This window comes from Sphingomonas faeni (genome assembly GCF_003053745.1).
Lineage (GTDB): Bacteria > Pseudomonadota > Alphaproteobacteria > Sphingomonadales > Sphingomonadaceae > Sphingomonas > Sphingomonas faeni.
Genome location: NZ_QAYE01000009.1, coordinates 58749 through 82564 on the forward strand (window position 1 = coordinate 58749; position 23816 = coordinate 82564).

At 65.6% G+C, this 23816-nt stretch carries 22 protein-coding genes and 1 tRNA gene; 12 read left to right on the forward strand and 11 right to left on the reverse strand.

What is annotated here, in order from left to right; all coding sequences use genetic code 11:
• Positions 1–7 precede the first annotated feature (7 nt).
• From C8J25_RS16095 to C8J25_RS16120, 6 genes are all read left to right on the forward strand, one after another.
• Entirely contained in the window at positions 8–1228 is a 1221-nt protein-coding gene (locus tag C8J25_RS16095; protein WP_107955415.1) for an acetyltransferase domain-containing protein, read from the forward strand.
• Between the two features lie 118 nt (positions 1229–1346).
• Positions 1347–4178, forward strand: coding sequence for a M16 family metallopeptidase (locus tag C8J25_RS16100; protein ID WP_107955416.1), 2832 nt, complete (start codon positions 1347–1349; stop codon positions 4176–4178).
• 47 nt (positions 4179–4225) lie between these two features.
• Positions 4226–4525: a hypothetical protein gene (locus tag C8J25_RS16105; protein WP_060525867.1), complete on the forward strand. Its 300-nt coding sequence runs from the start codon at positions 4226–4228 to the stop codon at positions 4523–4525.
• Between the two features lie 89 nt (positions 4526–4614).
• The gene (locus C8J25_RS16110) at positions 4615–6528 is read left to right on the forward strand and encodes a CocE/NonD family hydrolase (RefSeq protein WP_107955417.1); all 1914 of its coding nucleotides are present in this window, start codon (positions 4615–4617) and stop codon (positions 6526–6528) included.
• A 138-nt stretch (positions 6529–6666) separates the two neighbouring features.
• Positions 6667–9177 (forward strand): DegT/DnrJ/EryC1/StrS family aminotransferase, encoded by a 2511-nt coding sequence (locus C8J25_RS16115; RefSeq protein ID WP_107955418.1) that lies wholly within the window; start codon positions 6667–6669, stop codon positions 9175–9177.
• A gap of 29 nt (positions 9178–9206) precedes the next feature.
• A complete protein-coding gene (locus C8J25_RS16120) occupies positions 9207–10283 on the forward strand; it encodes a glycosyltransferase family 2 protein (RefSeq protein WP_244187158.1) in 1077 nt (358 codons plus the stop codon).
• Positions 10284–10302: 19 nt separating this feature from the next.
• On the opposite strand, the gene C8J25_RS16125 is transcribed toward C8J25_RS16120, so the two are convergent.
• The gene (locus C8J25_RS16125; RefSeq protein ID WP_056063892.1) at positions 10303–11007 is read right to left on the reverse strand and encodes a murein L,D-transpeptidase catalytic domain family protein; all 705 of its coding nucleotides are present in this window, start codon (positions 11005–11007) and stop codon (positions 10303–10305) included.
• A gap of 204 nt (positions 11008–11211) precedes the next feature.
• Here C8J25_RS16125 and C8J25_RS16130 point away from each other — a divergent pair, with 204 nt between their 5' ends.
• Complete coding sequence (locus C8J25_RS16130) at positions 11212–11826, forward strand: L,D-transpeptidase family protein (protein WP_244187159.1); 615 nt, start codon at positions 11212–11214, stop codon at positions 11824–11826.
• A 110-nt stretch (positions 11827–11936) separates the two neighbouring features.
• Here C8J25_RS16130 and C8J25_RS16135 read toward each other — a convergent pair whose 3' ends face one another.
• Both C8J25_RS16135 and ykgO read right to left on the reverse strand, forming a co-directional pair.
• Complete coding sequence (locus C8J25_RS16135) at positions 11937–12551, reverse strand: HAD family hydrolase (protein ID WP_107955562.1); 615 nt, start codon at positions 12549–12551, stop codon at positions 11937–11939.
• 4 nt (positions 12552–12555) lie between these two features.
• Positions 12556–12681, reverse strand: coding sequence for a type B 50S ribosomal protein L36 (gene ykgO, locus C8J25_RS16140; RefSeq protein ID WP_003046794.1), 126 nt, complete (start codon positions 12679–12681; stop codon positions 12556–12558).
• 157 nt (positions 12682–12838) lie between these two features.
• Here ykgO and C8J25_RS16145 point away from each other — a divergent pair, with 157 nt between their 5' ends.
• The 5 genes from C8J25_RS16145 to C8J25_RS16165 all read left to right on the forward strand — a co-directional run bounded on the left by C8J25_RS16145 (position 12839) and on the right by C8J25_RS16165 (position 17205).
• A complete protein-coding gene (locus C8J25_RS16145) occupies positions 12839–13465 on the forward strand; it encodes a DUF4136 domain-containing protein (RefSeq protein WP_056063889.1) in 627 nt (208 codons plus the stop codon).
• Positions 13466–13476: 11 nt separating this feature from the next.
• Positions 13477–14595 carry a M14 family metallopeptidase gene (locus tag C8J25_RS16150; protein ID WP_107955563.1) on the forward strand — a complete coding sequence of 373 codons (1119 nt, stop codon included), beginning with the start codon at positions 13477–13479 and terminating at the stop codon, positions 14593–14595.
• Between the two features lie 123 nt (positions 14596–14718).
• Complete coding sequence (gene gpmA, locus C8J25_RS16155; RefSeq protein ID WP_107955419.1) at positions 14719–15405, forward strand: 2,3-diphosphoglycerate-dependent phosphoglycerate mutase; 687 nt, start codon at positions 14719–14721, stop codon at positions 15403–15405.
• 263 nt (positions 15406–15668) lie between these two features.
• Entirely contained in the window at positions 15669–16124 is a 456-nt protein-coding gene (purE, locus tag C8J25_RS16160) for a 5-(carboxyamino)imidazole ribonucleotide mutase (protein ID WP_107955420.1), read from the forward strand.
• Between the two features lie 13 nt (positions 16125–16137).
• The gene (locus tag C8J25_RS16165; RefSeq protein ID WP_107955421.1) at positions 16138–17205 is read left to right on the forward strand and encodes a 5-(carboxyamino)imidazole ribonucleotide synthase; all 1068 of its coding nucleotides are present in this window, start codon (positions 16138–16140) and stop codon (positions 17203–17205) included.
• Between the two features lie 213 nt (positions 17206–17418).
• Here C8J25_RS16165 and C8J25_RS16170 read toward each other — a convergent pair whose 3' ends face one another.
• The 8 genes from C8J25_RS16170 to C8J25_RS16205 all read right to left on the reverse strand — a co-directional run bounded on the left by C8J25_RS16170 (position 17419) and on the right by C8J25_RS16205 (position 23715).
• On the reverse strand, positions 17419–17793 hold the full coding sequence (locus C8J25_RS16170) for a hypothetical protein (RefSeq protein WP_244187160.1): 375 nt from the start codon (positions 17791–17793) through the stop codon (positions 17419–17421).
• A gap of 134 nt (positions 17794–17927) precedes the next feature.
• Positions 17928–18003, reverse strand: a tRNA-Phe gene (locus tag C8J25_RS16175).
• A gap of 53 nt (positions 18004–18056) precedes the next feature.
• Positions 18057–18242, reverse strand: a complete 186-nt coding sequence (locus C8J25_RS16180) for a DNA gyrase inhibitor YacG (RefSeq protein ID WP_107955422.1) — start codon at positions 18240–18242, stop codon at positions 18057–18059.
• Positions 18239–19186, reverse strand: coding sequence for a ribonuclease (locus C8J25_RS16185; RefSeq protein ID WP_107955423.1), 948 nt, complete (start codon positions 19184–19186; stop codon positions 18239–18241). The genes C8J25_RS16180 and C8J25_RS16185 overlap by 4 nt, the downstream gene beginning before the upstream one ends.
• Complete coding sequence (locus C8J25_RS16190; RefSeq protein WP_107955424.1) at positions 19179–19745, reverse strand: Maf family protein; 567 nt, start codon at positions 19743–19745, stop codon at positions 19179–19181. Before C8J25_RS16190 ends, C8J25_RS16185 begins: the two co-directional genes overlap by 8 nt.
• 48 nt (positions 19746–19793) lie before the next feature.
• Positions 19794–20012: a translation initiation factor IF-1 gene (gene infA, locus C8J25_RS16195; RefSeq protein ID WP_031441079.1), complete on the reverse strand. Its 219-nt coding sequence runs from the start codon at positions 20010–20012 to the stop codon at positions 19794–19796.
• A 166-nt stretch (positions 20013–20178) separates the two neighbouring features.
• Entirely contained in the window at positions 20179–21657 is a 1479-nt protein-coding gene (locus C8J25_RS16200; RefSeq protein WP_107955425.1) for a DNA methyltransferase, read from the reverse strand.
• A 102-nt stretch (positions 21658–21759) separates the two neighbouring features.
• Entirely contained in the window at positions 21760–23715 is a 1956-nt protein-coding gene (locus C8J25_RS16205) for an alpha/beta hydrolase family protein (protein ID WP_107955426.1), read from the reverse strand.
• Positions 23716–23816: the final 101 nt, after the last annotated feature.

Consider the following 23816-nt stretch of genomic DNA (forward strand, 5'->3'; position numbering starts at 1 on the left):
CAGTCCAATGCCCAACGTCGCCGGAACGCCGGCCGCGGCGTCCGATACCCATGTGGAAGCTCCGACGGGCGCGCAGGCCAAGCGGTCGCGGATCGTCTCGGTCGATGCGCTGCGCGGGTTCGTCATGCTGCTGATGCTCGTCGATCACACCCGCGAACTCTTCTATTACCCTATGCAGGTGAGCGACCCGATGGCGTTGCCCGCGACGCCGCCGACCCTGTTCTTCACGCGGCTCACGGCGCATCTGTGCGCGCCCGTCTTCGTGCTGCTGACCGGGCTCGCGGCATCGTTATACGCGGACTCGCGCGGCGGAGATGCTGGCGGCGGCAGGGCAGCGGCGTCGTCGTTCCTGCTGAAGCGCGGGCTGTTCCTCGTCGCGCTCGAAGTGACGGTCGTCAATTTCGCCTGGTCGTTCGATTTCACCCCCGCGATCGTCTATCTCCAGGTGATCTGGGTGATCGGGCTGTCGATGATCGCTCTGGCGGCGCTAATCCATCTTCCGCGCATCGCCGTGCTCGTCCTAGGGCTGGCGATCGTGCTGGGCCACAATTTGCTCGATCCGATCACGTTCACACCCGACCAGCCTGGGTATGTCGCGTGGAGCGTGCTGCACGACCGCGGGTTCATCGACCTGCAGTTCGGCGCAAGGGCGCGGACGTCCTATCCGTTGCTGCCCTGGATCGGCGTCATCGCGCTCGGCTGGTCGATCGGGCCGTGGTTCGCGCGCGGTGTCGACCGGGATGTCCGTCGCCGCCGCCTGATGATGACCGGCGCTGCGGCGCTCGCGCTGTTCGCGGTGCTGCGCGCGCTCAGCGGCTACGGCGAACCACTGCCGTGGCAGGTCGGCACGACGCCGCTTGCAACGGTCATGAGCGTTCTCAACCTCACCAAATATCCGCCGTCCGCGGACTTCATCCTGCTCACGCTCGGCATCGGCATGCTGCTTCTGGCGGCGTTCGAGCGCACATCGGCGCGGTTGAACGGCGTGCTGGTGGTGTTCGGATCGGCGCCGTTGTTCTTCTACATCCTACACCTCTATTTGCTCCACGGCGTGAACAGCCTGACCGGTGCGGTGACGGGCGGTGCGATCAAGGGGCTGGTCAGCGTCCCGAACGTCGCGTCGATCTGGCTCGTTGCCGCCGCCGCCGCCGTGCCGTGCTGGTTCGCGTGCCGGTGGTTCGGACGGTTCAAACGGACCCATACCGGCTGGTGGTGGCGGTACCTGTAAGGCGTACGATGTACCGTCGAGAACCTCCTCGAAATTCGATATATCTATCTGTTGCCCGGCGACAAAGCGTGGCTATGCTGCGACGATATCATTCTGAAACACGGGGTAATGTTCGCATATGGCTTTGAAAATGACCGCGCTTGCCGGCGTCGCCGCAATTGCCCTCGTCGCGCCCGCATACGGTCAAGGCCAGCGCCCGACGACCCCTGCGGCAAAGCCTGCGCCGGTTGCCGATCTCGTGAAGTCGGTCGATATCCCCTATCAGCAGTTCACGCTGAAGAACGGCCTGCGCGTCGTCGTGCATACCGACCGCAAGGCGCCCGTCGTCGCGGTCAGCGTCTGGTACAATGTCGGGTCGAAGTTCGAGCCCAAGGGCAAGACCGGCTTTGCGCATCTGTTCGAGCATCTGATGTTCAACGGCTCCGAGAATGCACCGGGCGACTTCTTCGAGCCGCTGAAGCAGGTCGGCGCGACCGACTTCAACGGCACCACCTATTTCGATCGCACCAATTATTTCGAGACGGTGCCGACCGCGGCGCTCGACCGCGCGCTGTTCCTCGAATCCGATCGCATGGGCTATCTCACCGGCGCGATCACCCAAGGCGTGCTCGACGAGCAGCGCGGCGTCGTTCAGAACGAGAAGCGACAGGGCGACAACCAGCCCTACGGCCTGACGCAGTACAAGATCACCGAGGGCCTGTTCCCCGCGGATCACCCGTACGGCCACACCACGATCGGCTCGATGGCGGATCTCGACGCCGCCTCGCTGCAGACGGTGAAGGACTGGTTCAAGGATCATTACGGCCCGAACAACGCCGTGCTGGTGCTCGCTGGCGACGTCGATGCGGCGACCGCCAAGCGGCTCGCGGAGAAGTATTTTGGTGGGATTCCAAAGGGCCCCGAGAGCATCGTCCCGCCCGCGCCGATCCCGACCCTGCCTGCGCCGGTGAACGAGACGATCAAGGACCGGGTCGCGGCGGTGATGATCAGCCGCAACTGGGTGGTCCCCGGCTTGAACGACAAGGACGGCACGGCGCTCGACGTCGCGGCGGGCGTGCTCGGCGGCCTCGCCAGCAGCCGGTTCGACACCGCGCTGGTCAAGAAGGAGAAGCTCGTCGTCAGCATCTCCGCCTATAATCGCAGCTTCAGCCAGCTCGGCATGTTCGGCATCCGCGCGATCGTCCGGCAGGGCGTCGACCCCGCGCTCGTGTCGAAGCGGATCGACGAGATCATGGCGGACTTCATCAAGAACGGGCCGACCGCCGACGAAGTCAGCCGTGTCGCGACGACCACCGCGGCCAGCACGATGGAGGGCTTGGAGTCCGTCGGTGGCTTCGGCGGCAAGGCGGTGACGCTGGCCGAGGGCGCGCTGTATTCGAACGATCCGGGCTTCTACAAGAAACAGCTGTTGCAGCTCGCCGCCGAAACGCCGGCGAGCGTGAAGGCCGCCGCGGCGAAGTGGCTGTCGCGCCCGGCCTATTCGCTGACCGTCGTGCAGGGTCAGCGCGATGCCTATGCCAACGCGGTCGTGCCGCCCAAGGTCGACGTGCCGCCCGCCGCGGACGTGCCGTTCAAGGGCACGCGGGGGCCGCTGCCCGGCGTCGGCACGGTTGCCGGCCTCAGCTTCCCGGCGGTCCAGCGTACCCGCCTCGCGAACGGTATCGAGCTGGTCTACGCACAGCGCACCGCCGTTCCCGTAACGCAGGCAGTGCTCAGCTTCGATGCGGGCGTCGCGGCCGACGTCCCCGGCAAGCTCGGTACGCAGCAACTGACGCTGTCGATGATGGACGAGGGCACGCCGACCCGCGATTCGGTCGCACTCGCCGAAGCCAAGGAGCGGCTCGGCGCGGAGATCGGCACGGGCGCGTCGAACGACCGGACCTTCCTGTCGTTGCAGGTGCCGAGCGCCAATCTCGCACCCGCGGTCGACCTGTTCGCCGACATCGCGCAGAACCCGGCATTCGCCGATGCCGAGGTAGCGCGCGTCAAGAACCAGCAGCTCGCACAGATCGCGCAGGAGCTGACCAGCCCGCAGGGTCTGGCAACGCGTGTCCTGCCGCCGCTGCTCGGGCCGAACTCGCCCTATGCAAAGGCGCAGGGCAGCGGCGATCCGAAGGCGGTGGCGGCGCTGACCCGCGCCGATCTGGTCGCGTTCCAGCAGGCATGGCTGCGGCCCGACAAGGCGAAGATCTTCGTCGTCAGCGATCGTCCGCTCACCGAGGTGAAGGCCGCGCTCGATGCGCGCTTCGGAACATGGCGGCCGACCGGCGCGGCGGGCGTGAAGGCGTTCCCGGCGACCGTGACGCCGTTCGCGCCGAAGATCGTCCTGATCGACCGGCCGGACAGCCCGCAGTCGCTGATCATCGCGGGCGTGCCGACTGGATTGAAGGGCACGCAGGACCTGTTGCCGATCGCGACCGCGAACGATGCGCTCGGCGGCAGCTTTCTCGGCCGCGTCAACATGGACCTGCGCGAGAGCAAGCACTGGTCCTACGGCGTCTCGGGTCGCTTCCAGCAGTCGGAGAATGCCGCGCCGTACATCCTGTCGGCACCGGTGCAGGCGGACCAGACCGGCCCGTCGATCACGGCGCTGCGCAACGATGTCGGCGCGTTCCTCGGCAAGGAGCCGATGACCCAGGCGGAGTTCGACCGTGCGATCAACGGCGCGATCCGCTCGCTGTCGGGTAATTTCGAGACGTCCGACGCGGTGCTGGGCGCGATGCAGCAGAACGATCTGCTCAAGCGGCCCGACAATTACTATGCGACGATCACGCAGCGATACCAGGGCCTTAACCTGCCGCAACTCAACACCGCGATCCAGCAGGCGCTTGATCCGCGGAAGACGATCTGGGTCGTTGTCGGCGATGCGAAGACGGTGCGCCCGCAGCTTGACAGCATCGGCCTCCCGGTCGAGGTCATCCCAGCGGCGTCGGTTGCCGGCGCCAATTAGGTTCAAGAGCCCGGGCGTTGCCGGGCGGTGTTTCAGGAGAGAGAGCAATGGCAAACGTCGATGGCAGCTGGGATTGCGTGGTCAAGTCGCCGCTGGGCGACCAGAAAATGACGCTGACCGTCAACAGCGCCGGCAGCACCTTCACCGGTGCGGTGTCGGGCGCGATGGGCGGCATGGACGTCACCGGTGACGTCGATGGCGACACGATCACCTGGAAGCAGAGCATGACCGTGCCGATGCCGATGACGCTCGACTGCAAGGCGACCGTCGAGGACGACGTCCTCAAGGGCAGCGTCGCGGCCGGCGCCTTCGGCAGTTTCCCGCTGACCGGCACGCGGACGGCCTGATCGCCTGAATTGCTACGAGAGGGGCTCGTCTTTCCACACGGAAAGGCGGGCCTTTTTCTTTTTCGGTCCGGGAGGGAAGGAAGAAGAAAATGAAATCCACGACCCGTCTGTTTGCCGCCTGCGCCATCGCCGCGCTGGCTACCGCGACAACCGCCCCCGCGACCGCGCAGAATTACGACGAACGTCCCGCCAAGATGGCGCCACGCGACGTCGGCTACGATTATGTGCGCAAGGTGGTCGAGATCCCGATGCGGGACGGAGTGAAGCTCCACACCGTCATCATCGTGCCGAAGGGCGCGAAGGACGCGGGCATCCTGATGACGCGCACGCCCTATGATGCCGACGGCCAGACCAAGGTCGACAGCGGCACCTATGCCGGCATCCTCGAACACGGCGACGGCGCGGGCGACGTGATCGCCGCGGCGGGCTATATCCGCGTGATCCAGGACGTCCGCGGGATGCACGGATCGCAGGGCATCTACATGATGAACCCCGCACGCGCCGGCACGCCGCAGAACCCGACCAAGACCGACGATTCGACCGACACCTACGACACGATCGACTGGCTGGTGAAGCACGTCCCCGAATCGAACGGGCGCGTCGGGATCAGCGGGATCAGCTATGACGGCTTCCTGCCGCTGATGGCGCTGATCAATCCGCATCCCGCGCTCAAGGTCTCGGTGCCGATGAACCCGATGGTCGATGGCTGGCGCGGCGATGACTGGTTTCACAACGGTGCGTTCCGCGAGGGCATGATGCCGTACGTCCTCGGCCAGGAAGCGACCAAGGATGCCGGCACGCCGTGGATCACCGACACCGCGGACGATTACGACTATTATCTCAAGGGCGGCTCGGCCGGCGCGATCGGCAAGGCGCAGGGGCTCGAACAGCTCGGCTTTTGGCGCAAGATCACGCAGCATCCTGCGTACGACTCGTTCTGGTCGACCCAGGCGATGGACACCGTGCTCGCCGGCCAGCCGCTCAAGGTGCCGACGCTGATCGTCGGTGGCCTGTGGGATCAGGAGGACATCTACGGCGCGCCCGCGGTCTATCGCGCGCTGGAGTCCAAGGACACCGCCAACGACATGGTCTACCTGTCGATGGGCCCCTGGTATCACGGGCAGGAAGTCGGCAACGGCAGTGCGCTGGGCGCGATCAAATGGGATGCCGACACCGCCAAATGGTGGCGCTGGCACGTCCTCGCGCCGTTCCTCGCGCATTATCTGAAGAGCGACCAACCGGCGATGGACGTCGCCCCGGTGACGATGTTCCAGTCGGGCCGCAACGAATGGCAGGGGCTCGACAAGTGGCCGACCGCGCCGACCGCGGGCACGCCACTCTACCTCAAGCCCGGTGGCACGCTCGGCTTCCAGGCCACGGGCGGCGCGGCGACGACCGCGGACTATATCTCCGATCCGGCCACGCCGGTCAGCTACCGCGTGCGCCCGACGCTGCCGACCTATGCAAGCGGATCGACGTGGAAACAGTGGCTGGTCGACGACCAGCGCGCCGTCTCGGGCCGTCCCGACGTGCTGACCTTCATCACCGATGCGCTCACCACGCCGACCACGATCGCGGGCGTGCCGGAGGTGAACCTGACCGCCTCGACCAGCGGCACCGACAGCGACTGGGTGGTGAAGCTCATCGACGTGTATCCGGACGTCTATCCCGGCGACAAGGCGATGGCGGGCTATCAACTATCGGTGGCGATGGACATCTTCCGCGGCCGCTACCGCGAGGACCTCGCCGTGGCCAAGCCGATCGCGGCGAACGTGCCCTTGAAATACAAGTTCGCGCTGCCGACCACCAACCACGTCTTCCTGCCCGGTCACAAGATCATGGTGCAGGTGCAGTCGAGCTGGTTCCCGCTCTACGATCGCAATCCGCAGACCTTCGTCCCGAACATCTTCTTCGCGCAACCCAAGGATTACGTGAAGGCGACGCAGAAGGTGACGGTCGCCGGACCCGACGAAAGTTACATCAGCCTTCCGCTAATACGTTGATTAGTCTTGCATCATCCCGGACATGTGCCGGGATGATGTAAGGAAAACATCGCCCTTCATCGGTCGAAATGTGGCAGCTTTACTGGTTCTTAGGAGGCCGTGGATCATAGGTCTGCGGCACAACAGACCGGATCGCCGATGAAACGCCTCCCCCTGATCGCGCCGAACCCGCCGCGGCTGAGCGAGCACCTCGATGCATTGCGCCGCGTCGAGGCGTCGGGCGTGTTCAGCAACAACGGCCCCGAGGTTCGCGCGTTCGAGGCTGGCGTCACCGATAAGCTCTTCGGCGGCCACGGTGCCAGCCTCGCCGTCGGCAATGCCACGCTCGGGCTGATGCTCGCGATCCGCCACGCATCGGGGATGCGGACCGGTGGTCTGAACCCAAAGCAGGGCACGCTTGCGCTGATGCCCGCGCTCACCTTCGCCGCGACCGCGCAGGCGGCGGCATGGGCGGGGCTGACGCCGCTGGTATGCGACATCGACGCAAACGATTGGGGTGCGTGCGCGCTCGAGGAGGAGCGGCTGCTCCAGCGCCACGGCGAGCGGATCGGCGTGGTCGTGCCGTACGCAACGTTCGGCAACGCGATCGACCTCGACCGCTACGTGCATTTCCAGCGCCGCTACGGCGTTGGAATCGTGATCGACGCGGCCTCGTCGCTCGGCACGCTCGACGATGCAGGGCTCGGCTTCGGTGCGCGCGCGCCGTTCGCGGTGGTCCATTCGATGCACGCGACCAAGACGTTCGCAGTCGGCGAGGGCGGCTTGATCCACAGCGGCGACGTCGACCTGATCGCGACGCTCCGCTCGATGGGGAATTTCGGGTTCGAAGGCAGCCGCAACGCGACGCTGCCCGGCATCAACGCCAAGCTGCCCGAGATCACCGCGATCATGGCGCAGACCAAGCTGGCCGAGATCGACGGAATCGCCGACCACCGCGCCGCGCTCGAGGAAACCTATCGCGCCACGCTCCCCGATTTCCAGTTCCAGGCGGTATCGGGCCGGCGTCGCTCGATGCAGTTCATGCCGGTGCTGCTTCCCGAGCACATCGCGCACCACCGCGATGCGATCGTCGAGGCGATCGAGGCGGACGGTGTCGGCTGCGGTCGCTATTTCAGCCCGCATCTCGGTGAACAGCCCTGGTTCCAGGCGACCGCGATGATCGAGCCGACCCCGGTCGCCGACAGGATCGCCGGGCGGATGCTGTCGCTGCCGATCACCGATGCGATGTCGGTCGCAGACGCGCGACGTGCCGCCGAAGCGCTCGCGAACGCCTGCGCCGCGATCGTCCGGCCGCTCGACCGGCGTGCGTCGGTGCGCGGCGCGAACGGCAAGATCGCCTCGGTGATCGTGATCGGCGGCGGTCCCGCCGGGACGGCGATGCTCACCTCGGCGACCAAGCGCGGCCTGCTCCCCGATCTCGCCGCGTCGGGGCTGATGGTGATCGAGCGCGGCAATGCGATCGGCGGCGGGCGGCTCGGTCGCTATGCGATTACGTCGGATTCGACCGCGCAGACCTTCCTGACCGCGGTCCGAGACAATGTGCATCCCGAACTCGCCCGGCTGGTCGATCATCCCGCCGGACGCGCGGTCGCGGCGCACGAGGGCGCACTGGGCGTACCGTTGACCGAGGTCGGGCCGCTGTTGCGCGCGACCGGCGACCGGCTGACCGATATCGTCCGCGGCAATGGCGGCGTCGTGCTTACCGGGCACGAGGCGCTAGGTGCAAAGCGCGTCGGCGAAGGCCTGTGGAGCGTACAGGTCCGCCGCCTCGCCGACGGCCACGTCTTCGAGCAACTCGCGCGCAACATCGTCGTCGCGACCGGCGGTCACCAGCCGCTCGACCGGCTCGCCACGCAGCAGGTCGCGGGGGCCGGCCTGATCGAGCTGGCGAGCGGGCGCCTGCTCCAGTCCGACGACGTGCTGACGACCGGCGGGTTCGAGAAGGTCGCCGATATCCTGACCGGCAAGCGGGCGCCGAAGATCGCGGTGATCGGCGGTTCGACCAGCGCGCTTACCACGATCGCGCTGTTGCTGAAGAGCCAGCCGCCGCTGCCGCTCGGGGCAGGGGCTATCACGCTCCTGCACCGCAAGCCGCTCCGCCCCTTCTATCATTCGGTCGAGGCTGCGCATGCCGAGGGGTTCACCGATTTCGGCCCCAACGACATCTGCCCGGTGTCCGGCTTCGTCTACCGCCTCGCGGGTTTCCGCCTCGAAGCGCGCGACCTAGTGCTGCGGATGCTCGCCATCGACGGTCGCGTGCCCGATCCCCGCGTGGCGCTGCACCGGATCACGGGCGACGACGATGCGGTCGCACGGGCGGCGATCGCGGACGCCGACCTCGTCATCGCGGCGCTGGGCTATCGACCGATCGCGATGCCGCTCGCCGACCGCGACGGCGCGCAGATGCCGCTCGCCGCGCATGACGGAAAGCCGATGGTCGACCGCCACTGCCGGATCGTCGACGATCAGGGCGGACCGATCCCCGGCCTCTACGGTCTTGGCCTCGCCGCCGGCTTCGTGCCCTGGGGTGCTCTCGGTGGCGAATCCAGTTTCTCCGGGCAGGCCAATGGCTTATGGCTCTGGCAGAACGACGTGGGGTTGATGATAATCGATCAGGTGATGGCATCGAAGGCACTGGCAGCAGCGTGACGTCGGACGACCGAACGGCTGATCCCGTCGTGAGCCCCGCTGTTAGCGTGGTCATGGCCGCGTATAATGGCGCCGGGTTGATCGAGGAGACGCTCGCCAGCCTGCAAGCCCAGACCTTCACCGATTTCGAGGTGATCGTCGTCGACGACTGCTCGACCGACGACACGCGCGAGGTGGTGCGCGCTTGGCCAGATCCGCGCGTGCGACTGGTCCAGATGGCGAAAAACGGCGGCCCGGTACTCGCGCGCAATCGCGGGTTTGCCGAGGCACGCGGCCGCTACATCGCCGCGCTCGACCATGACGATATCTGCCGCCCCGATCGCTTCGCCCGTCAGGTCGCGTATCTCGACGCGCATCCAGACACCGTCTTGCTGGGCACCGCCGCCGAACTCCTGACCGCCGGCGTGGTCGGTCCGTCCAGCTACGCGCCGACCACCACGCCCGCGCTGGTCGCATGGCTGACCTGTATCGAGAACCCGCTGGTCTGGTCGTCGACGATGATGCGGACGGAGGTGGCGCGACAGCTCGACCCGGTGACCCGGCCGGAGCTCCTGTATGCCGAGGATTTCGACCTGTACCAGCGGATCCAGCATTTCGGCGCGATCGCGCGGCTGGACGAGGCGCTGGTGCTGTACCGCGTCCACCCCGGAGGCGTCTCGAAGCGGTTCGTCGATACGATGGAGGCGGCCTCGGTCCGTGTCCTGACCGAACGCTACGCCCGGCTGTTCGACGATCGCGCGGAGCGGATCGCGCGCCTGATCATGCTGCACAACATGGCCAAGCGCCCAGTGCCCGATCGCGCCGCACTGGCGACGCTGGGCAGTGCGCTGAGTGTCATCCAGGCGGACTTTCTGGCGACGCACGACTGCTCGGCACACGACATCCGCCTGATCCGCTGGGAGACCGCGCGGCGCTGGGGCGATATCGGCCGGGCAGGGCTGCGTGCCGGGACGGTCAGCCTGCAAGACGTGCTGGCGGTGCGCCCCGATCATCTCGGGCTCGGCTATGCCGGCGTCGAAGCGCTGTTGTGGTCGGGGCTCATCGGCGGCGTACGTCGCGCCCGCCGGAGGATGCAGCAAAGCCGCATGGCCCAGACCGCGGAGTAACGCGGTCCGGGCCGGTATTTCAGACCTTGGCGGCGTAGATCATTCGGCCGGCACCAAGCCGTGCGAACACCTGGTCCAGATCGCGCTCGCCGACCGCGAAGCACCCCTGGCTGCGACCGAGCATGCCGTGGCTCTCAATCATGTCCTTGTTCGCGTACCATGCCGAATGCACGACGATCGCACGGTCAAGCGCGTTGTCGTTGGTCGGATCGAGCCCGATCAGGCGCTGCGAACGGCCATGCTTGCCGACGTAATAATCGTCCGTGACGAAAGCACCCTCGGACGAGGCGTTCGAGCCGAAGCGGTTCGAGAAGCGCTCCAGATACCCGGTGTGCGCCGGATCCGAGCCGCTGCCATGCGCGACCAGCAGCGACGTGCTGCGCCCACTGGCGAGATCGATGAAGTGGAAGCGCGGCTTGCCCGACGGTGCCGCGAAATCTGCGATCGCGATCCGGTCGTGATGCTGGATGCGGCTGCCGTGGCGGCTGAGCGACGCCATCGCCTGACGCAGCAGGTCGGGACGGACTACCTTGGGCGACGTCAGTGCGACCGTCGTGCGCGGCAGCGGTGGCTGCGTCATCGGCTTCAAATCACGTGCGGTCAGTGGACGTCCGAGACGCGTCGTCGCCGACACTGCCCCCGGCACCACCAAAGCCCCCGCCAATACCAAACCATTCTTCAGAAGCGCGCGTCGTTCGCGCACAAGACCTTGCTCGTCGTGCATCGATTTTCCCGAAATTGCCCCGTTTCTTAGAACATCCTATAGCCGATTTTCCGTGAATATTCTGCAACCATTTCCACTGGTTGTGGGTCCGTTCCCTCGAACTACCCCGGCTTGGGGTCGGTTCGTCGACTCAATCCTCCGACGGCACGTTTTCGAGAATCGCGCGTTGGGCGGAAATATCGGGATTCGAGGACGGACGCGACAATGGGCAAGATGGCGAACGGGATGGCGCGGTCTTTCATGGCAATGGGGCTGACCTTTGCGATCCTTGCGGGCGCAAATCCCGCGCAGGCCGCATCGGCTGCCGCCATCGCTGCGATGCCGATCGAACAGGCCGCAACCGAACTCTCGCCCAACCAGTTCGTCTGGAAGGACAATGGCTCCAGCGAGCCCGTCAGCATCGTCGTCAGCCTGATGGAGCAGCGCACGTTCGTCTATCGCGGGTCGGTAATGATCGCGGCGACCACGATCTCCAGCGGCAAGGATGGCAAGGACACGCCGGCCGGCACCTATCCGATCCTGCAGAAGAATGCGGTCCACAAATCGAGCCTGTACGACGATGCGTCGATGCCGTTCATGCAGCGGCTGACCTGGGACGGCATCGCGATCCATGCAGGCCGCAACCCGGGTTTCCCCGCGTCGCACGGCTGCATCCGCGTGCCGCTCGGCTTTGCGAAGCAGTTGTTCGGGGTGACCACGCTGGGGACGACCGTGACGGTGACGGACGATTTCGAGGGTGGGATGATTCCGGAGGCACCTGTCGCGGATCAGGAGACGGCGGTAGCGAATCTGCGCCAGTCGATCTCGCTGGAGCAGTGATTGCCGATAGGCGAGGGCAGTAATCCCTTCCTTGTTCTCCCGCGAAGGCGGGAGCCCAGTCTGGGTCCCCGCCTTCGCGGGGAAACAATCTTTGTACAGATGTCGGCGGGTCAGCTCGCGATCGCGAGTCCAAGCTCGACCAACCGCGCACGAAAATCCGCCGCATCGGTAAACAGCACCGATTCGATCCCCAACGCCTGCGCGCCCGCGACGTTCGCCGCGTTATCGTCGACGAACACAGCCTCCTCCGCCGCCAGCCCGAATCGCTTCAGCGCCAGCCGATAGATCGCCGCATCGGGCTTCACCATCTTCTCCTCGCCCGACACGACCACGTCGCGGAACCGGTCGAACAGATGCGCTTCACGCGTGCGGAAGGGTGGCCAGAACTCGTGGCTAAAGTTCGTGATCGCGAACAGCGGTATGCCGGCTGCGTCCAGCTCCTCGACGATCTCCTGCATCCCGGCGATTCGCGCACCGATGCTCTCGTTGAATCGCGGCCCCCAGGCAGCGATCAAGTCGGCATGCTGCGGATGCAACGCGGCAAGCTCCGCCGAGGTGTCGGCGAAGTCGCGGCCAGCGTCGTGCTGGAAGTGCCAATCGATCGTCACGACGTCGCGCAGGAACACGTCGAGCGCCCGATCGTCGTCGATCAGGCGCTCGTACAGGATCCGGGGATCCCAGTCGTAAAGGACACGACCGACGTCGAAGATGACGGCCGTTATCAGGGTGTTAGCCCTGGCGTGCCTTGAAGCGACGGTTGGTCTTGTTGATGACGTAGGTACGGCCACGACGACGGATCACGCGGTTATCGCGGTGACGATCCTTGAGCGACTTCAGGGAATTGCGGATCTTCATGATCGATTCGCTTCTTTTCAAATCTAGGTGTGCGGAAAGACGGGATCGCCTAATGGCGGGGTGTGTCCAAGTCAAGCAACGGACACGCTCCTACCATCCGGGAACCCACTCGGCTGGTCGGAGCGTTACTATAGCGCAACATTCTAAGGAAGTCCCGATGGCGGTTCGTTCGATCCTGGTCCTGGCGCTGGCAAGCGCATCCCTCACCGCGTGCGCGACCGGCCCGTCGCTGCCGCCGACCGAGGTGCTGCGCTATCATCTCGGCGAGCCGATCGACCGCGGCACCATCGCCGTCCAGCCGCTGACCGCCGGCGGCCCGGCCAGCATCGAGTTCAAGACTTATGCAGCTGCCGTGCAGGGGCAGCTGCTCCAGGCCGGCTACAGCGTCCCCGCACCCGGCGCCAAGCCGCTGCTGGTGGCGACCGTCGGCTTCACCCGCACCACGCAGGCAGGGCCACCCAAGCAGTCGCCGATCAGCATCGGCATCGGTGGCGGCGGCTTCAGCGGTGGCGGCGGTCGTCGTGGTGGCGGTGGTGGCGTCGGGCTCGGCGGCGGGGTCGGCTTCCCGATCGGCGGTGGCGGGAGCACCGCGATCCTCGTCTCCGAACTGTCGGTGACGATCAAGCGCACCGCCGATCAGTCGCCCGTCTGGGAAGGTCGCGCACAGTCGTTCGCCGATGCCCGCAAGGAGGATGCCCGGACCGATATCCAGGCCGACAAGCTTGCCCGCGCATTGTTCATGGGGTTCCCCGGGGAGTCCGGTCGCACTATCCAGGTGAAATGAACGCGCAAACCATGAGCCCGACCGTCAACGCAGCCTTCGATGGCGGCAACATCCGTGTTGTTGCCATCGAGGGAGACCGAATCGATCTGGAGATCGTCACCGATTTCCAGTCCGATTTCTTCCAGTGGTTCTACTTCCGCGTGGCGGGCGCGGCCGGCCGCACGCTGACCTACCGTATCCTGAATGCCGGCAAGTCGGCCTATCCGTTCGGCTGGCCGGGCTACAAGACGCGTGCCAGCACCGATCGGCAGGCGTGGCGGATGATCGAGACACGCTATGAAAATGGCGTGCTCGAATTCGACTTCACCGCCGATACCGATCTCGCCTGGTTCGCGTATTTTGCGCCGTACACGATGGAGATGCACGAAGCTCTGGTAGCACGCACCGCGCTGTTGCCGGGCGTCACGCACCGCGAACTCGGCCAGTCGCTCGATGGTCAGGCGATCGATTGCTTCAGGATCGGCTCGGGCCCGAAGCAGGTCTGGATCTACGGTCGCCAGCACCCCGGCGAATCGATGACCGAATGGTGGATGGAAGGCGCGCTGGAGCGGCTGACCGATTCGGCCAATCCGATCACTGCCGCGCTGTTGGCGAAGGCGACCTTCAACGTCGTTCCGAACATGAACCCGGATGGCACGCGCCGCGGTCATCTGCGCACCAATGCCGTGGGGGTGAACCTCAACCGCGAATGGCACACGCCGACGCCCGAGAAGAGCCCCGAAGTCCTGTGCGTGCGCAATGCGATGGACCTGACCGGCGTCGATGTCGCGATGGACATCCACGGCGACGAGGCGATCCCGGCGAACTTCATCGCCGGTTTCGAAGGCATCCCCTCCTGGACCGACGCGCACGGTGAGAAATTCTACGACTACGGCCGTCGTCTCGCGGCGCACACGCCCGATTTCCAGACCGAGAAGGGCTATCCGAAGTCCGCACCTGGGACCGCGAACCTGTCGATGTCGACCAACCAGCTTGCCGAGCGTTTCGGCGCGGTGTCGATGACGCTGGAGATGCCGTTCAAGGATCACGACGCCAATGCCGATCCCGAGTTCGGCTGGTCGCCCGAGCGCTCGAAACAGCTTGCGCACGCGATGCTCGAGACGCTTGCCGGTATGATCGACGAGATTTGACCTAATAACAACGACTTGGCACGGTTCGGAGGCTTGGGTTCAAGCGCTGCGGACCGTGCGTTGGCCTAACCTTATCCTAACCTTTGAACCCTTCCGTTCAGTCCCGCCACCCCAGGAGCCCGAATGCCGACCCTAGTCCTGATCCGCCACGGCCAGTCCACCTGGAACCTCGAGAACCGCTTCACCGGCTGGTGGGACGTCGACATGACCGCCAAGGGTGAGGCCGAGGCCAAGGCCGCCGGCGAGCTGATGGCCGCCAAGGGCCTCGACTTCGACCAGACCTTCGTCAGCCTCCAAACGCGGGCCATCAAGACGCTCAACATCGCGCTGGAGGCGATGGGCCGGCTCTGGCTCCCGGTGGAGAAGGACTGGCGCCTCAACGAGCGGCATTACGGTGGCCTCACGGGCCTCGACAAGGCCGAGACCGCCGCCAAGCACGGCGACGCGCAGGTCCATATCTGGCGCCGTAGCTTCGACGTCCCGCCCCCGGTCTTGGAGGACGACAGCGAGTTCGACCTGTCCAAGGACCGCCGCTACGCCGGCATCGCCATCCCCAAGACGGAAAGCCTCAAGGACACCATCGCTCGCGTCCTCCCCTATTGGGACGAGCGCATCGCCCCCGCGCTCAAGGACGGCCAGCGCATCCTGATCTCCGCGCACGGCAACTCGCTCCGCGCGCTGGTCAAGCACCTGTCCAACATCCCCGACGACGAGATCACCAGCCTGGAGATCCCGACCGGCCAGCCGATCGTCTACGAACTCGACGCCGACCTGAACGCCACCGACCGCTACTACCTCAGCGAGCGCTGACTTCCTCCGGGCAAGTCACACCACCCCGGCGAAGGCCGGGGCCCAGTTGGAAAGGTGGCAATAACGGAACGCCGTCCGCGGTTAGCGACGTTCCCCAACTGGACCCCGGCCTCCGCCGGGGAGGTGCGGCAGGGGCAATGTCGATGGCGCTCGCTGGCTGGTCGCTGCCGGCTCCACCAACACCGTTGCCCTTGCCCCCCCACGTCGCTAGGCACGGCGCTCCTTGAATCAGGGGGGCGATCGTGGCTCTAGTCGGCATCATCATGGGCAGCACCTCCGATTGGGAGACGATGCGCCACGCCGCCGAGACGCTCGACGCGCTCGACGTCGCGCATGAAACGAAGGTTGTCTCCGCGCACCGCACCCCGCAACGCCTCTACGACTATGCGACCACAGCCGCCGATCGCGGCCTGAAGGTGGTGATCGCAGGCGCAGGCGGCGCGGCGCACCTCCCCGGCATGGCCGCTTCGATGACTCACCTCCCGGTGCTCGGCGTCCCCGTCGAATCGAAGGCGCTGAAGGGCATGGATAGCCTGCTCTCGATCGTCCAGATGCCCGGCGGCATCCCGGTCGGCACGCTCGCGATCGGCAAGCCCGGCGCGATCAACGCCGGCCTTCTGGCGGCCGCTATCCTCGCGACCTCCGACGATGCACTCGCCGAGCGCCTTAAAGCCTGGCGCACTGCACAGACCGACTCCGTCGCCACCGACCCCGCCTAAAGGACGCCGAGATATGACGCCGCTTCCCCCCGGATCGACCATCGGTATCCTAGGCGGCGGCCAACTCGGCCGCATGCTCGCGACCTCCGCGGCCCAGCTCGGCTATCACACGCACGTCCTCGCGCCCGACCAGGAGAGCGTCGCCGCACAGTCCGCCTCGACCATGACGCGCGCCGACTATCACAACCGCATCGTGCTCGCCGACTTCGCCGACGCCTGCGACGTCATCACCTACGAGTTCGAGAACATCGCGGTCGAGCCCGTGGAATGGCTCGCAGACCGCGTCCCAGTCCACCCAAGCCCGCGCGCTCTCCGCGTCGCACAGGAACGCATCGGCGAAAAACGCTTCGTGGAGAGTGTCGGCGGCCGCCCGGCACCCTGGGCCGCGGTCGACAGCCTCGAAAGCCTGCAGGCGGGCCTGAAGACGATCGGCACCCCCGCCATCCTCAAGACAGCGCGCTTCGGCTATGACGGCAAGGGGCAGGTCAAGATCGACACTCCCGACGACGCGCGAGCCGCCTGGGACACGATCGGCGGCCCCGCGGTGCTCGAAGCCTTCGTCCCGTTCGACAACGAGTTCTCGATCCTGATCGCCCGCGGCCTCGACGGCACCATCGCGCGCTACGATCCGCCACTCAACGTCCACCGCGACGCGATCCTCCGCCACTCCACCGTCCCCGCACCCGCCGCCGTACTGGCCCAGGCCGACGAGGCCGCCGCACTGGCCGAACGGATCGCGGCCGAACTCGCCTATGTCGGCGTGCTGGCGTGCGAGTTCTTCGTCGGCGCCGGCGGCCCGGTGTTCAACGAGATGGCCCCCCGCGTGCACAATTCCGGCCACTGGACGATCGAGGGCGCCGAGTGCTCGCAATTCGAAAACCACATCCGCGCGATCTGCGGCCTGCCGCTCGGCGCGACGACGCTGACCGGGCGCGAAGGGACGATGGAGAACCTGATCGGCGACGACGCGGATCGCTGGGCGGACTTGCTTGGCGAGCCCGGCGCGCACCTGCACCTGTACGGCAAGGGCACCGCACGGCCGGGGCGAAAGATGGGCCATGTAACGCGCGTGACGCGCTAGGCGCGGGATCGGGTCGTTCGATCGATGTGCAAAGCTGCGGTACGAAATCGCGGCGACTGAGGACGACTGCTGCATAGTAACGGCTGGCGTGGCAACTCGCGCATAGGGTCGTGTTACGGTATCCTCGGGTTCCTCAACATCTGCAGAAAACGCCGGGCGCAATCAGCTTTCGGTGCAAAGGCGATCGCGCCGTCATCGAGTGGGATGATCTCTTCAGAAAACGCCCACCGCGGCATCGGCCCAGATCAGCAGCCCGATGGCAAGCGTAGCGCAGATCGCCAGAATACGCAGGCCCGAGCCGTGAATATGCCGGATGGCGCATTCGATCGTCAGGCCGATGCCCGCCAAAAGCAGTGCGGCGGCAAGAAAGTCGGCGGCGTCCCATCGCACCGCATCGGTGAAGATCATCGCGATTGCCGGTGCAGCGAGCAGTCCCGCGGCGGCACTCCACAGGGCGATGCGTGTGAGCAGGACCCGCTGCGACGGTAGCGGCAGTCCGGCCGTCTCGTTGGAAGCGTTCACGAGCATCTCCCCCATAAAAGAGGCGAATTTTTCACAAACACGAACGTCACGCAAGATGCCGAGCATGTGCCTCGCCTAGTAACAGCCTCTACTGAAGTCGGCCCACACCGTGAGACCGCGGCCGCTAGTAAGCAGCGAGCAAGGAAACGAATGCAACCAGCGCTGCCTGCCGCGTCATCCGTCTAAAACTCAAGGAAAAATGGTGCCCGGAGACGGGGTCGAACCGCCGACACTGCGATTTTCAGTCGCATGCTCTACCAACTGAGCTATCCGGGCACGTCCGGTCTGGGACCGGAGAAGCGTCCGACCTTGCGATCGGAAGGGCGCGTTTAGTCGGGGTCTTCGGCGCTGTCCAGCCCCGTTTGCGCAATTGATCGGCCGGGAATGCGATAGCCTTCGCCGAGCCACTGCAGCAAGTCGCGGTCGCGGTGGCGGCTCGAGCAGAACGGCTTGTACTCGGCAACTGCGGGCTGGTCGCAGATCGGGCATTTGATGGTGGGGGCGGTGGGCGTCATCGGGCACTCTCCAGTTCGTGGACGACGCCCGTACGGCGCGTGAGTTCCGCGAGCCAATCCGGGCGCGTCATCAGAAGTGCATGGACGGCTGCGGGCAGGGTATGACGGCGCGAGGCGGTCGGCGGCGTGCGTTCGAGCGTACGGAGCGCCGCGCGGGTCGCGGCACCAACCGGATCAGCGCAGAGAATCTCGGGGATCGACGCGCGGCGCCTTGGCCGAACGATCTGGAGAAAGCCGAAGCCGTTCATCGCTGTGCGCTCGAACGGTTGCGGTAGCGATTCGTCGATAGCGGCAGCGACGGCGTTGCGCTGCGCCTTGCCGGCGATCGTCGGGAAATCGATCCCGATCGAGCCGCCGATGCCATGTCGGCGGATCGCCCGCGCCACAGCGTGCGCGGCCGCGACTGCAAGCGTATCGAGTGGTGGTGCACCGTCGACGTCGAACAGCGTCATCGCGGGTGTTGGCGAAAGCCGGAGCGCACCGAGCGGGAAGACGATTTCGCCACTCACGGCCTCGTCGAGCAGTTCGGACCAGCCTGCCGCCTCCAGCGCATCGGGTTCGTGCGCGCGCGGGCTGCGGACGGGCAGCCCGGTTGCCACGAGGCGCTCGTACAGCGTCGGGGCGGGGCAGGGCGGCAGGTCGCTGGGAACGGCCTTGGCGAGCTTTGCACGCCCCGCTTCGGGTAGGGCCTCGCGGACGATCTCGATTGTCAGGCTCGCGCCCTGCGTGATGCCCGGGGGGAGATGGTTGACCAGCGCCTCGTCGCCGTCGAGCATCACGCGACCGCGGCAGCCCGGCAGCAGTTCGACGAGCTGCGCGCGGGCAACGAGGCCGACCTTCAGTGCCTTAGTGTCGAGTTCGATCGCAGCTTCGACAATCTGGTCGTTCTCCACCAGCGCAGCGCGCGATTCGCCGATACCAGCTTCGTAAAGCCACTCAGGCAAGCGCGACGCCAGCGGTCTTCAACAGCGCCCGCGTTTCGAACAGGGGCAAGCCGACCACGCCCGAATGACTGCCTGACAGGAAGCGAACGAACGCTTCCGCGCGGCCTTGGATCGCATAGCCGCCGGCCTTGCCGAGACCTTCGCCGCACGCGAGATAATTGTCGATCTCGGCAGGCGAGAGCGGCTTGAACGCGACGATCGTGTCGGCGATCCGTGTCCGCACCTTGCCGGTCGCGTCGATCACGCAGACCGCGGACAGGCAATGATGACGCCGACCCGACAGCTTGCCGAGCAGCTCGCGCTGCATTTCGATCGTGTCGGCGGGCGGCAGGATACGGCTGCCCAGCGCGATCGTCGTGTCGCCGGCTAGCACGATCTCACCCTCGGCACGCTTAACGGCGCTGGCCTTTTCGACCGCGAGGCGCAGCGCATAAGCGCGGGGCGGTTCAGCCTTGCGCGGATTCTCGTCAATGTCGGGGGATTCCACGCGCGACGGCACGACACCGAGCCGTGCGAGCAGATCGCGGCGGCGGGGCGAGGAAGAGGCCAGGACCAGCATTGGTGCCTCGATGCTTGGGCTACGCGCCGCACGAACGGCGCGTGGCGCTTATTTGAAGCGGTAGGTGATGCGACCCTTGGTCAGATCGTACGGCGTGAGTTCGCACAGCACCTCGTCGCCGACCAGCACGCGGATGCGGTTCTTGCGCATCTTGCCAGCGGTGTGACCGAGAATCTCGTGGTCGTTTTCGAGCTGAACCCGGAACATCGCGTTGGGGAGGAGTTCCACCACGCGGCCGCGCATCTCGAGCAGTTCTTCCTTGGCCAAATATAATCTCTGAATTGGGGGAATTTCGGGACGAGCGCCCTTACCGCAGGTTCGCGAAAAAGGAAAGCACAGCCGAAGGCGGACACGGACGTTATGCCCGCACCCGCTTGCGTGTTCCGTATATCGGCCTTCGACAGCCATTGAACAAGAGCGACAGACTCGGGCGCTATAACAGCAGGCTCGGTTGGAGCGCGGTGGCCTCGCGCGCAGCACGCCGGAACGCAGCGCGGTCGACGTTGGGAATGCGCGGTCGCTTGCCTTGGAACAGATCGGCGAGCATCAGGATCTGAAGCTTCGGAAACGCCTCGTCTACACCCGCGCGGTAGATGCCGACCGCGGCGGCGCGGCGCTCCATCTCGCGTGTCGGCTTGGCATTCATGATGAGAATGCCGATCGGTGCCTTCTCGCGTGCGATCGTCGCGGCGAGCGTTTCGACCATCGCCGTGTCGGGATTGAGCCCGCCCTTCACCGACACGATCGCGCGGTGCGTCACCATCTTGCCCGACGCCGGGTCGTGATCGTTGAAGTAGATCAGCCCGTCGATCCCGCCATCCGCACCCTTTTTCCTGCCGCCGTACGGCAACGCGTCGACCATCGAGACCGCCCACCACTGGAACTGGTATTTGTCGCGCAGCGCGAGATCATAGGCGGAGGCGAGATCCTTCGGCGTGCCCTCGACGGTGAACGTGACGCCGGGAAACGCGTCCTTCATCCGCTTTTCGATCAGCGAGATGGCAAGATGCGTTACGTCGATCCCGATCCATTGTCGCTTGAGCTTCTCCGCGGCATGCACCGCCGTGCCGCACCCGCAGAACGGATCGAGCACGACGTCGCCTTCGTTCGACGAGGCGGCGATGATGCGCTCCAGTAGGGCTACCGGCTTCTGCGTCGGGTAGCCGAGACGTTCCTTCGAGACGGGGGCGATGATCGGTATTTCCCAGACGTCGTTCATAGCGACACCCAGCGAGGTGCCCGATTCCCGCGTCGGATTGCGCATGCCGTCGGCCGTGAACGTGACCTTCTGCATCGATCCCTTCCACCGTTTCAGCGAACTCGCCGACGGCGGCACCGTGAGCGTGTTGAACAGATTGCCGCTTTCGCTCTTGGTGTAGAATAGCAGGCAATCGTGCATCCGCTGGAACCGGTGCGAGACCGATGGCCAACGGCGATAGCTCCAGACGATCTCGTTCTGGAAATGCCGCTTGCCGAAGATCGCGTCGAGCAGCAGCTTCAGGTAATGGCTCGCGGTCGGATCGCAGTGGAGATACAGGCTGCCGGTCGGTTTCAAGACGCGGTCCAGTTCGAGCAGGCGGACCGCCATCATCGCCAGGTACGCCATCATGTCGTTGTCGCCGAGAAACCCGCGCATCGCGTTCAACAGGTCGAACGCCTTGGTATTGCCGCTACGGGCAACCTGGTCGAAGGCGTCCTCGGCGGTCTCGTTCCAGTGCCAGGTGTCCTCGAACGCCTCGATCTGCGCGTTGGAGGACTTGCCGTCGGGTTCCTTGAACAAGATGCCGTAGTTCGCGTTCGAATTGAACGGGGGGTCGAGGTAGATCAGGTCGACACTTTCGTCGGCGATCTCCTTGCGAAGGACGGCAAGGTTGTCGCCGTAGAAGAGGTGATTCTCAGGACGGTTCCGCATTCGGTGATGATGCGGAGACAAAACTGCGTTCGTCCAAACAAGATGCATCCACAGTCGGCGTATATGCTCCGTTATGGAGTTTTCGCGGGCAGTATCCGTGCGTTATGCTGGATTATACTTAGTCAAGAATGCCCCCATTGCCTTCAGGAATTCGAGGCGGTCCTCGCCACGCGTGAAATGATGATCGCCGAGCGGTTGTTCGATATACTCGAACGGCTTGCCCGCCTCTTTGAGTGCCGCTGCCATCATCCGCGACTGCTTTACGGGCACGCGCTTGTCCTCCTTGCCGTGCAGCATCAGAATCGGGATCGAGAAGGTTTGCGCACCGAAGCGCGGCGAGACGCTGCGATAATCGGGCGCCTGCTTCTTCAGCCAGTCACCACGCGTCTTGCCGTACAGGAACTTGCCGTCATAGCGCTGCATCGACTGCAGATCGGACACGCCGGCATAGGAAATCGCGCACCGATACGGCGCCGCATCGCCGGTGCCGTTCCGCTGCGCCGCGCGCATCGCCGCATAGCCGCCATAGGACGCGCCGGCCATGCACACACGCTTCGGATCGGCGATCCCCTGCGTGGCCAGATGCGTGATCGCATCGTCGAGATCGTCCTGCATCTTCAGGCCCCATTGCCCCTCGCCGAGCTTGGCGAAACTGGTGCCATACCCCGACGACCCGCGGTAATTGGGCTGGACGACGGCATAGCCGGTTTCCGCCAGATACTGCGTCCACCAGTCCCAATCCTCCGAATCGCGCGCGAACGGGCCGCCGTGCGGCAACACGATCAGCGGCAGGTTCTTCGGGCTGTGTCCGCGCGGCAGGGTCAGCAGTGCCTCGATCTCGACGCCATCGCGCGCCTTGTACCGGATCGTCGACACCGGCGACAATGTCCGCGCCTTCAGATCGCTGTTCTGCCACGAATAGCGCTGCATCGATCCGTTCGCGGGATCGTAGAAATACAGAGCCCCCGCCTGCGATGGCGAGCCGACCTGCACGAGGAATTTTGACCGGGTGCGATCCCAGGAGACGATGCGCGCGCGCCGCTCTCCGACAGCCTTGTCGACCGCGTCCTGGATTTCCTTCAGCTTGGGGTTCAGCCAGACAATATGGCCGAAGCGATCGGTGACGGTGATGCCGTCGATGTCGTCGCCGGTCGCGTTCTCGACCACGCCATCGACGTCGTAGCTATCGGCGCCGTACAGCTTCTTGCCGAGCTTCAGGTCGGGCAGCGACACCTCGAACACTTCGTCGCGACCGCCCGAATCGTCCGTCGCGATGGCCGTGCCGTCGGCGCGGAACGTCACCGGGATGACGATGTCCTGCTTGCCGCGGGCCGATGCGATCACCTTGAACGAATCGCGATTGGCGCTGCGATACAGAAGCGAGCCTTTGCGGGTGTCGTCCTCGTACCGATAGCCCATCCGGACGACGCCTGCGCCATCGGCATACCAGTCGAAGACGTTCGTCTGGCTGCCGGCGACGGTCTTGGTCTTGCCGGTCGACAGATCCACCTCGGAGACCGAGGGATACCATTGGCTTTCGCTTTCGATCCCGGTCTGGCGCGACAGCAGGACACGCGGTGTGCCGTCGCGCGCCGCCCACAGGATTTCGTCCGCGCGGACACCTGAATTCTTCCAGTCGATCCGGTTGATCTTGGTCATGTCGGCTTTGACGCCCAGCGTGCGCGTGACGTAGATGTCCTCGCCGTACAGCATGTCCTGTGATCCGATGCCGACCGCGAGCCAGTCGTCACCGACCCAGCGCCACCAATTGATGTCGACCGTCGCCCCGACCTTGATCGCGGCGAGCTTGCCACCGGGGAACAGCGGCGCGACGACCAGAACCTGGACGCCGTCGATCGCCATCTTCGCGGCGATACGCCTGCCGTCGGGTGAGAGCTTCGGATTGGCGATGCCGGGCAGTTTGGCAAAGGTTTCGACCAGCACCCGGTCCGAGAGCGTGGCGTTCGCCTTCGGCGCGGAGGCGGGCGGCGGCGCAGTCTGCGCGACCGCGATCGTCGGTATCATTGCACCGGCCAGCAGGCTCATACGCCACGTCATTATCAGTCCCCCCCGGCCATTCCCCAACGACCGTTTGCGCAGAGTATCGCGTTCGGTAGCCGGCACAAGAGGAGGCTGCAGCGGATTAGTGCAACACCAAG

What these genes read in the sequence shown, in the direction of transcription:
- C8J25_RS16095 (WP_107955415.1), top strand. Translation starts at nt 8, where the DNA reads ATGCCCAACGTCGCCGGAACGCCGGCCGCGGCGTCCGATACCCATGTG.
- C8J25_RS16100 (WP_107955416.1), top strand. Translation starts at nt 1,347, where the DNA reads ATGGCTTTGAAAATGACCGCGCTTGCCGGCGTCGCCGCAATTGCCCTC.
- C8J25_RS16105 (WP_060525867.1), top strand. Translation starts at nt 4,226, where the DNA reads ATGGCAAACGTCGATGGCAGCTGGGATTGCGTGGTCAAGTCGCCGCTG.
- C8J25_RS16110 (WP_107955417.1), top strand. Translation starts at nt 4,615, where the DNA reads ATGAAATCCACGACCCGTCTGTTTGCCGCCTGCGCCATCGCCGCGCTG.
- C8J25_RS16115 (WP_107955418.1), top strand. Translation starts at nt 6,667, where the DNA reads ATGAAACGCCTCCCCCTGATCGCGCCGAACCCGCCGCGGCTGAGCGAG.
- C8J25_RS16125 (WP_056063892.1), bottom strand. Translation starts at nt 11,007, where the DNA reads ATGCACGACGAGCAAGGTCTTGTGCGCGAACGACGCGCGCTTCTGAAG.
- C8J25_RS16130 (WP_244187159.1), top strand. Translation starts at nt 11,212, where the DNA reads ATGGGCAAGATGGCGAACGGGATGGCGCGGTCTTTCATGGCAATGGGG.
- ykgO (WP_003046794.1), bottom strand. Translation starts at nt 12,681, where the DNA reads ATGAAGATCCGCAATTCCCTGAAGTCGCTCAAGGATCGTCACCGCGAT.
- C8J25_RS16145 (WP_056063889.1), top strand. Translation starts at nt 12,839, where the DNA reads ATGGCGGTTCGTTCGATCCTGGTCCTGGCGCTGGCAAGCGCATCCCTC.
- C8J25_RS16150 (WP_107955563.1), top strand. Translation starts at nt 13,477, where the DNA reads ATGAGCCCGACCGTCAACGCAGCCTTCGATGGCGGCAACATCCGTGTT.
- gpmA (WP_107955419.1), top strand. Translation starts at nt 14,719, where the DNA reads ATGCCGACCCTAGTCCTGATCCGCCACGGCCAGTCCACCTGGAACCTC.
- purE (WP_107955420.1), top strand. Translation starts at nt 15,669, where the DNA reads ATGGGCAGCACCTCCGATTGGGAGACGATGCGCCACGCCGCCGAGACG.
- C8J25_RS16165 (WP_107955421.1), top strand. Translation starts at nt 16,138, where the DNA reads ATGACGCCGCTTCCCCCCGGATCGACCATCGGTATCCTAGGCGGCGGC.
- C8J25_RS16170 (WP_244187160.1), bottom strand. Translation starts at nt 17,793, where the DNA reads ATGCTCGGCATCTTGCGTGACGTTCGTGTTTGTGAAAAATTCGCCTCT.
- C8J25_RS16180 (WP_107955422.1), bottom strand. Translation starts at nt 18,242, where the DNA reads ATGACGCCCACCGCCCCCACCATCAAATGCCCGATCTGCGACCAGCCC.
- C8J25_RS16190 (WP_107955424.1), bottom strand. Translation starts at nt 19,745, where the DNA reads ATGCTGGTCCTGGCCTCTTCCTCGCCCCGCCGCCGCGATCTGCTCGCA.
- C8J25_RS16200 (WP_107955425.1), bottom strand. Translation starts at nt 21,657, where the DNA reads ATGCGGAACCGTCCTGAGAATCACCTCTTCTACGGCGACAACCTTGCC.
- C8J25_RS16205 (WP_107955426.1), bottom strand. Translation starts at nt 23,715, where the DNA reads ATGACGTGGCGTATGAGCCTGCTGGCCGGTGCAATGATACCGACGATC.